The sequence below is a fragment of the Vibrio lentus genome (genome assembly GCF_002875945.1).
In the GTDB taxonomy this organism is placed as follows: domain Bacteria; phylum Pseudomonadota; class Gammaproteobacteria; order Enterobacterales; family Vibrionaceae; genus Vibrio; species Vibrio apostichopi.
Window position 1 is genome coordinate 1 of the sequence record NZ_MCZK01000019.1, and the last position, 6,930, is coordinate 6,930.

Annotated in this window: 6 protein-coding genes and 1 pseudogene; 5 read left to right on the plus strand and 2 right to left on the minus strand. The window is 45.1% G+C overall.

Features of this window, described 5'->3' with window-relative positions:
• Positions 1-271 precede the first annotated feature (271 nt).
• From coaBC to lpxL, 3 genes are all read left to right on the plus strand, one after another.
• Entirely contained in the window at positions 272-1,513 is a 1,242-nt protein-coding gene (coaBC, locus tag BCT49_RS02005; RefSeq protein ID WP_102433942.1) for a bifunctional phosphopantothenoylcysteine decarboxylase/phosphopantothenate--cysteine ligase CoaBC, read from the plus strand.
• A 138-nt stretch (positions 1,514-1,651) separates the two neighbouring features.
• Positions 1,652-2,242: a nucleoid occlusion factor SlmA gene (slmA, locus tag BCT49_RS02010; protein WP_016768952.1), complete on the plus strand. Its 591-nt coding sequence runs from the start codon at positions 1,652-1,654 to the stop codon at positions 2,240-2,242.
• Positions 2,243-2,263: 21 nt separating this feature from the next.
• Positions 2,264-3,244 (plus strand): LpxL/LpxP family Kdo(2)-lipid IV(A) lauroyl/palmitoleoyl acyltransferase, encoded by a 981-nt coding sequence (lpxL, locus tag BCT49_RS02015; RefSeq protein ID WP_099167204.1) that lies wholly within the window; start codon positions 2,264-2,266, stop codon positions 3,242-3,244.
• A gap of 140 nt (positions 3,245-3,384) precedes the next feature.
• Here the strand turns inward: lpxL and pyrE are convergent, their stop codons facing one another.
• Positions 3,385-4,026, minus strand: a complete 642-nt coding sequence (pyrE, locus tag BCT49_RS02020) for an orotate phosphoribosyltransferase (RefSeq protein WP_004735727.1) — start codon at positions 4,024-4,026, stop codon at positions 3,385-3,387.
• A 105-nt stretch (positions 4,027-4,131) separates the two neighbouring features.
• On the minus strand, positions 4,132-4,848 hold the full coding sequence (rph, locus tag BCT49_RS02025) for a ribonuclease PH (RefSeq protein WP_004735726.1): 717 nt from the start codon (positions 4,846-4,848) through the stop codon (positions 4,132-4,134).
• Between the two features lie 248 nt (positions 4,849-5,096).
• On the opposite strand from rph, the gene BCT49_RS02030 reads away from it, so the two are divergent.
• Positions 5,097-5,963 carry a YicC/YloC family endoribonuclease gene (locus BCT49_RS02030; RefSeq protein WP_102433943.1) on the plus strand — a complete coding sequence of 289 codons (867 nt, stop codon included), beginning with the start codon at positions 5,097-5,099 and terminating at the stop codon, positions 5,961-5,963.
• Positions 5,964-6,198: 235 nt separating this feature from the next.
• A pseudogene (locus BCT49_RS02035) lies at positions 6,199-6,912 on the plus strand (tyrosine-type recombinase/integrase); the annotation flags it as partial.
• Between the last annotated feature and the right edge of the window lie 18 nt (positions 6,913-6,930).

Consider the following 6,930-nt stretch of genomic DNA (forward strand, 5'->3'; position numbering starts at 1 on the left):
ATTACGCAACAAAGCCCATCGACTCAACAGGCATTTTGCTTATAGGCATATAAAGGCTATTTAAGGTCATGAATACGACCCGTCAGCTTAATAAGCTTGCAACCAGAGATCCTTTGATAAAGAGAAAAGGAAACGAGTCGCTAGCAAAAACGTGTAATTGATAGGTTTGATAACACCAACTTGATGAGTATCAAATCTGTTCGAGCTCTGCTTCTAGGCACTAATCCTTTGTTCTGATATCGTTAGCCCAGAGAAATTAAGGAACAGAATCATGCAAACATTGGTTAATCAACTGAGTAACGCTGACCAACAAGGCCTAGCTGGAAAAAAAATCCTACTTGGCATTAGTGGTGGTATCGCTGCGTATAAATGTGCCGAACTGACTCGACGCTTAATTGAACGTGGTGCGCAGGTACAAGTCGTGATGACAAATGCAGCCAAGGAGTTCATTACTCCTCTCACCATGCAAGCCGTCTCTGGAAGGCCAGTGTCTGATAGTTTGCTTGATCCTGCTGCTGAAGCTTCCATGGGGCATATCGAACTGGCGAAATGGGCTGACCTGGTGTTATTAGCACCCGCAACCGCTGATCTGATTGCGCGCATGACCGCAGGCATGGGTAACGACCTACTGACCACTTTGGTTTTAGCAACCGATGCGCCAGTTGCGGTATCTCCTGCAATGAACCAACAAATGTACAGCAACCCTGCAACTCAAGAGAACATCGCCACACTAAAACGTCGTGGCTGTGAGATCTGGGGACCCGCGGCTGGCGAACAGGCCTGTGGTGATGTCGGTATGGGTCGCATGCTCGAGCCAATGCAACTCGTACATCGTTGTGAAGACTTCTTCCAACCTAAACCGCTTGCTGGCCGTTCGGTCTTGATTACCGCGGGTCCAACTCGTGAAGCCATCGACCCGGTGCGTTACATTACTAACCACAGCTCGGGCAAGATGGGCTATGCACTGGCTGAAGCAGCCGCTAAACAAGGCGCTACGGTAACTCTAATCAGCGGCCCTGTATCACTAGCAACGCCAAACAAGGTTAATCGAATTGATGTAGACAGCGCACAACAGATGTTTGATGCCGTTAGCGCTAACTCCGCTCAGCACGATATTTTCATCAGCTGTGCTGCGGTTGCCGATTACCGCCCTGAGACCATTGCAGACCAAAAGCTTAAAAAAGTGGATGGTAAAGATGACATGACCATTCAAATGGTTAAGAACCCAGACATTGTCGCTTCTGTTGCTTCAATGACGGAAGGCCGTCCATTTACCGTAGGCTTCGCTGCAGAAACTCAAGATGTAGAGAAGTACGCGCGTGGCAAGCTGGAAAGAAAGAACCTCGACATGATTTGCGCTAACGATGTCTCTGTCGAAGGCCAGGGCTTCAATAGCAGCAGTAATGAATTGCACCTTTATTGGAAAGACGGTGATAAATCTCTGCCACTGGATAGCAAAGACACACTTGGTTTCCAGATCCTCGATCAGATCCAACAGCTTATTGGTGCATAAACGCACAAATTTGCTCTGACAATCTGCTGACACCTCTCGATTCTGTTGACCTAGGTCTTACAAAACTAGGAACAGAATTGAATGGTGTTTATAATCCTGCTTCACTCAATCCTCATCTTTAGGAAAGGAAGTAAATAGATGGCTGGTACTCGAAAATCAAACCGTCGTGAAGAAATCCTGCAAGCGCTGGCACAAATGTTGGAATCGACCGAAGGTGCTTCTCGTATCACAACGGTAAAATTGGCCAAGCAAGTCGGCGTATCTGAAGCGGCGCTCTACCGCCACTTCCCAAGTAAAGCACGCATGTTTGAAGGCTTAATCGAGTTCATTGAAGAAGCGTTGATGTCTCGAATCAACCGTATTCTAGATGAAGAGAAAGACACACTTGAGCGTATTCGCTTAGTCATGCAATTGATCTTGGTCTTTTCTGAGCGTAACCCTGGATTGACTCGTATTTTATCGGGCCATGCTCTAATGTTTGAAAATGAGCGCCTGCGTGAACGAATCAATCAGCTTTTTGAGCGTATTGAAACTCAGCTTCGCCAAATCCTGCGTGAAAGAAAACTTCGTGAAGGGAAATCGTTCCCGGTTGATGAGAAAATCTTAGCGGCTCAACTGCTCGGTCAGGTTGAAGGCAGTCTGAATCGATTTGTTCGCTCTGATTTCAAATATCAACCAACCGAAAATTTTGATGCTTACTGGGCACTGCTGAGCGCTCAAATTAAGTAAACCCAACCTTAAGTGATGGTTATGACGACGAAAACTTCTCCGGAAAACAGCACCGCACAACACGTTCTTACTAAGCCACCTTTTACCTTGGCTTTGCTCCACCCTAAACATTGGGGAGTTTGGTTCGGTTTTGGGTTACTGGCGTTTCTCGTTAACGTTCTACCTTACCGTGTGTTACTGCTGTTAGGCCGTTCATTAGGCTCTCTTGGCGCTCGTTATGGTAAAAAGCGTGTCGCTGTGGCAACACGTAACTTGGAACTTGCCTTCCCTGATAAGCCAGCTGACGAAGTCGCGGCTATGGTCAGTGAAAACTTTAAAAATACTGGCATGGCACTTATCGAAACCGGTATTACATGGTTTTGGCCAACGTGGCGCTTCAAAAGAATCCTAGTGGATAAAGACACCCAAACGCTGCGTACACACAAAGACAACGGTAAAGGTGTTCTACTATGTTGTGTGCATGCCTTGAACCTAGAGATCACCGCCCGAGCAATGGCGGTACTTGGTATTTCAGGTTTAGGTGTTTATCGTCCGCACAACAACCCGGCTTATGAATTCATTCAATACCGCGGTCGTACTCAGAACGGCAATCGCCTGATTCACCGTAAAGACGTAAAGCGTATGATTCGAATCTTGCGTCAGGGTGAGATCCTTTTCTACCTGCCAGATCATGATTACGGCCGTAACAAGTCTGTGTTTGTACCTTTCTTCGCAGTAGAAGATGCGTGTACCACAACAGGCACCAGTATTCTGGCTTACACTAGCCGATGTGCACTTGTTCCGGGGTCTGGTTTTAGAAATGCCGACGGCAAATATGAGATCATGGCTGATGAGTCAATTGAAGATAACTATCCACAAAAAGATGAGAAAGCTGCCGCTGCCTACATGAACAGTTATCTTGAGAAGATTATCTTACGAGCACCTGAGCAATGGATGTGGCTGCACAAGCGCTTCAAGACCATGGAAGATCCAGAAGTTGAACGCGGCATTCGTTATAAATAGAGTAGCCGTTACAAATAGAGCGCCTATCTTCAGGTAAGAAAGCAGCTCACCTCAATAGAAAAGTAAAAGGCCCGAAAGAGTTTAATCTCTCGGGCCTTTCTGTTTGAAGCTCTAAATCTTAAGATTCAAGACATCAAATATTAGATGCCGTATTGAGCGCGGTACGCTTTTACAGATTCTAGATGTGCTGCGTCGGTACCTTTCTCTTCAAGGAAAGTCACTAGGTCAGTCAGGCTAACAATTGAGATAATCGCACAACCGAAGTCACGCTCTACTTCTTGAATCGCAGACAACTCACCTTTGCCCTTCTCTTGGCGGTCGATAGCAACCAGAACACCCGCTAAGTCAGCGCCGTTTGCTTGGATGATTTCCATCGACTCACGAATCGCAGTACCTGCAGTGATCACGTCATCAACTAACATGATACGACCTTCAAGTTCGCTACCGACTAAATTGCCACCTTCACCGTGGTTCTTCGCTTCTTTACGGTTGAAACAGTAAGGCGTGTCCACATCGTGGTGATCCGCTAGTGCAACCGCTGTTGTTGTTGCGATTGGGATACCTTTGTATGCAGGGCCAAATAGTACATCGAACTCAATACCTGAATCTGCTAATGCTGCTGCGTAGAAGCGACCTAAACGCGCTAGGTCACGACCTGTATTAAACAATCCAGCATTGAAGAAGTAAGGGCTCTTACGGCCAGACTTTAAAGTAAACTCACCAAACTTAAGTACTTCTTTCTCTAGTGCAAATTCAATAAATTCACGTTGATATGCTTTCATGTTTTTCCTCTACGTTTATTCAATAAAACTTAACTTACGCTCTGCACTACCCTTTCGAGTTTTGCAGACAAAAAAATAGCCCCCAATGTGGGAGCTATTAAATGATTAGTCGGCCAACGCAGCTTTCTGCGCTTCGACGATATCGGTAATGCCCTTATTCGCCAGGGCTAAAAGCTGCATCAGCTCTTCGTGGCTGAACGGTTCGCCTTCTGCGGTGCCTTGAATCTCAATCATCTTACCGTCTTCCGTCATTACAACGTTCATATCGGTATCTGCTGCTGAGTCTTCAACGTACTCAAGGTCACACAGTGCTTGTGCACCAACGATGCCCACTGAAACTGCCGCTACGTGGCCTTTCATTGGGTTCTTTTTCAGTTTACCGCTTGCTAGTAGGCTGTTGATAGCATCAGCCATTGCAACGCTTGCACCTGAGATAGAAGCAGTACGAGTACCGCCATCTGCTTGGATAACATCACAATCGACAGTGATCATGATTTCACCCATTACTTTCAGGTCAACAACAGCACGTAGACTACGCGCGATCAGACGTTGGATTTCCATCGTACGACCACCTTGCTTACCACTCGCTGCTTCACGACGGTTACGAGTGTGCGTTGCACGTGGCAGCATGCCGTATTCAGCCGTTACCCAACCCTTTCCTTGGCCTTTTAACCAACGCGGTACGTTTTCTTCTACCGTCGCATTACATAGAACTTTAGTGTTGCCGAACTCAACTAATACAGAACCCTCAGCATAAGCTGTGTAGTTACGAGTAATTTTAATTGGACGAATTTGATCTACAGCGCGGTCATTTGGACGCATTGGTATCTACCTTATTAACAGTCTGAAGTGATTTACTATCGAAAGAGTGCATCACCTAAGAAAGGGGTGAGACAGTTTTGATTGGGGCAAGATTATATAGCAGTTTATCTTTCAAATCTATTTACCGTTCAAAGCTATTTATCATGAAAGGCTATTTATAGTGAAAAGCGACAAGCTTCGGGAGTACACCATATCGTGATACTATGCGTGCGCGTTATTTTCAGAATGATAAAAGACAGGAAAATTCGATGATTTATAGTATGACCGCGTACGCACGCAAAGAAGTAAAAGGCGATTGGGGTACAGCAGTATGGGAAATCCGTAGTGTAAACCAACGCTACCTAGAGACTTACTTCCGTATGCCTGAACAGTTCCGTGGTTTAGAGCCTATCTTACGTGAGCGTTTCCGTAAGCGTCTAGCTCGCGGCAAGGTTGAATGTAACCTACGTTTTGAAGCAAACCCAGCAGCGAAAGGCGAGCTGAGCATTAACGAAGGTTTGGCTCAGCAAGTGATCAATGCCGCTAACCAAGTTATGACCATGACAGGTGAAGACAGCCGTCTGAACCCATTCCAAGTCATGAACTGGCCTGGCGTGATGGAAACTCCAGAGCAAGATATGGATGCCATCAACAAAGATTTACTTGAAGCATTCAACGATGCAATCGCAGAGTTCATTGACGCTCGTGCTCGTGAAGGAGAGAACATGAAGGTGCTAATCGTTCAGCGTTTAGATGCAATCACTGAAGAAGTAGTGAAAGTTCGTGCACGCATGCCTGAGATCTTAGAATGGCAACGTGAACGTCTTCTTACCAAATTTGAAGATGCGAAAATTGAGCTTGAAGGTTCTCGCGTTGAGCAAGAGCTTATCTTACTTGCGCAGAAGTCAGACGTGGCAGAAGAACTAGACCGTCTAGACTCTCACGTGAAAGAAGCGAATGTAGTATTGAAGAAAGGTGGCGCTTGTGGCCGTAAGCTTGACTTCATGATGCAAGAGTTCAACCGTGAGTCAAACACGCTAGCATCTAAGTCCATCAGCACAGACATCACTGCTTCGGGCGTAGAGCTTAAGGTTCTTATCGAACAGATGCGTGAGCAGATCCAGAATATAGAATAGTATCTAACCTAGTCCTATCACATCTTTAAAGCCCTTATTTTAAAGGGCTTTTTTATTTCCCTGTACATAAAAGTCCATAGTCATCCACTAAAAGCCACAAATTAATGGGGAGTACAATGGGGAGTGCTTTGCAATTCACTCCCCAAAATAGTATAAAAACATAAAACACTCCCCACACTTATTAATAGTAGATCAAGACAACTGCATTTATACCCATTAATTCAAGGAGATAGAGATGAGTAGCCTTACCGTCAAGCGAATCAAGACAATAATAAAAGACAAAGAAATTGGTCGTCATGCTGATGGGAATGGTTTCTATCTCATGCTCCCCAAAGCTGGTCAAGCGTACTGGATGCTAAGGTACACCCTTTTTAATAAAAGAAAGGAAGTGACTATTGCTAAGGTCAGTGAACTTTCTCTTGCAGACGCAAGATTAAAAGCCGCAGAGCTACGAAAACAAATTAACGAAGGAATCAATCCAATTGCTGAAAGAAAACGAAGCAAGCAGGCTGATATACAGATAGTTGATGATCTTTTCATAGATTGGTACAAAGATTTAGAAAAGAGGTTAAAGCATCCCAGTATTCCTAAACGTATCTATCTAAAAGAGATCGCGCCTCAAATAGGGCAGTACACGTTGAAACGAGTTACTCCTTTGGATATTCGCAACATCATCCAAATAGTCGCTGACAGTGGCCGTCCAACCACAGCCAATGACACGCTAATGTACTGTAAACAGCTTTTTAGGCACGGTATGAAAATCGGTGTAGTATAGTCGAATCCTGCGCTAGCATTTTCTAACTATGACGCTGGTGGTATTGAAGAGAGCCGAGATCGAGTCTTAGAACTGGAGGAGATTAAACATATTTTCTCTGTGTTCCATGAAAATATTTATAGTTTTAATAAAGACAACTACCTAGCCTGCGCTTTACTCCTTTGCCTTGGCATTGGCTTTGTTGCGTAATTC

Bases quoted from the DNA above. Each gene is read 5' to 3' on its own strand.
- coaBC (WP_102433942.1), top strand. From the start codon at position 272: ATGCAAACATTGGTTAATCAACTGAGTAACGCTGACCAACAAGGCCTA.
- slmA (WP_016768952.1), top strand. From the start codon at position 1,652: ATGGCTGGTACTCGAAAATCAAACCGTCGTGAAGAAATCCTGCAAGCG.
- lpxL (WP_099167204.1), top strand. From the start codon at position 2,264: ATGACGACGAAAACTTCTCCGGAAAACAGCACCGCACAACACGTTCTT.
- pyrE (WP_004735727.1), bottom strand. From the start codon at position 4,026: ATGAAAGCATATCAACGTGAATTTATTGAATTTGCACTAGAGAAAGAA.
- rph (WP_004735726.1), bottom strand. From the start codon at position 4,848: ATGCGTCCAAATGACCGCGCTGTAGATCAAATTCGTCCAATTAAAATT.
- BCT49_RS02030 (WP_102433943.1), top strand. From the start codon at position 5,097: ATGATTTATAGTATGACCGCGTACGCACGCAAAGAAGTAAAAGGCGAT.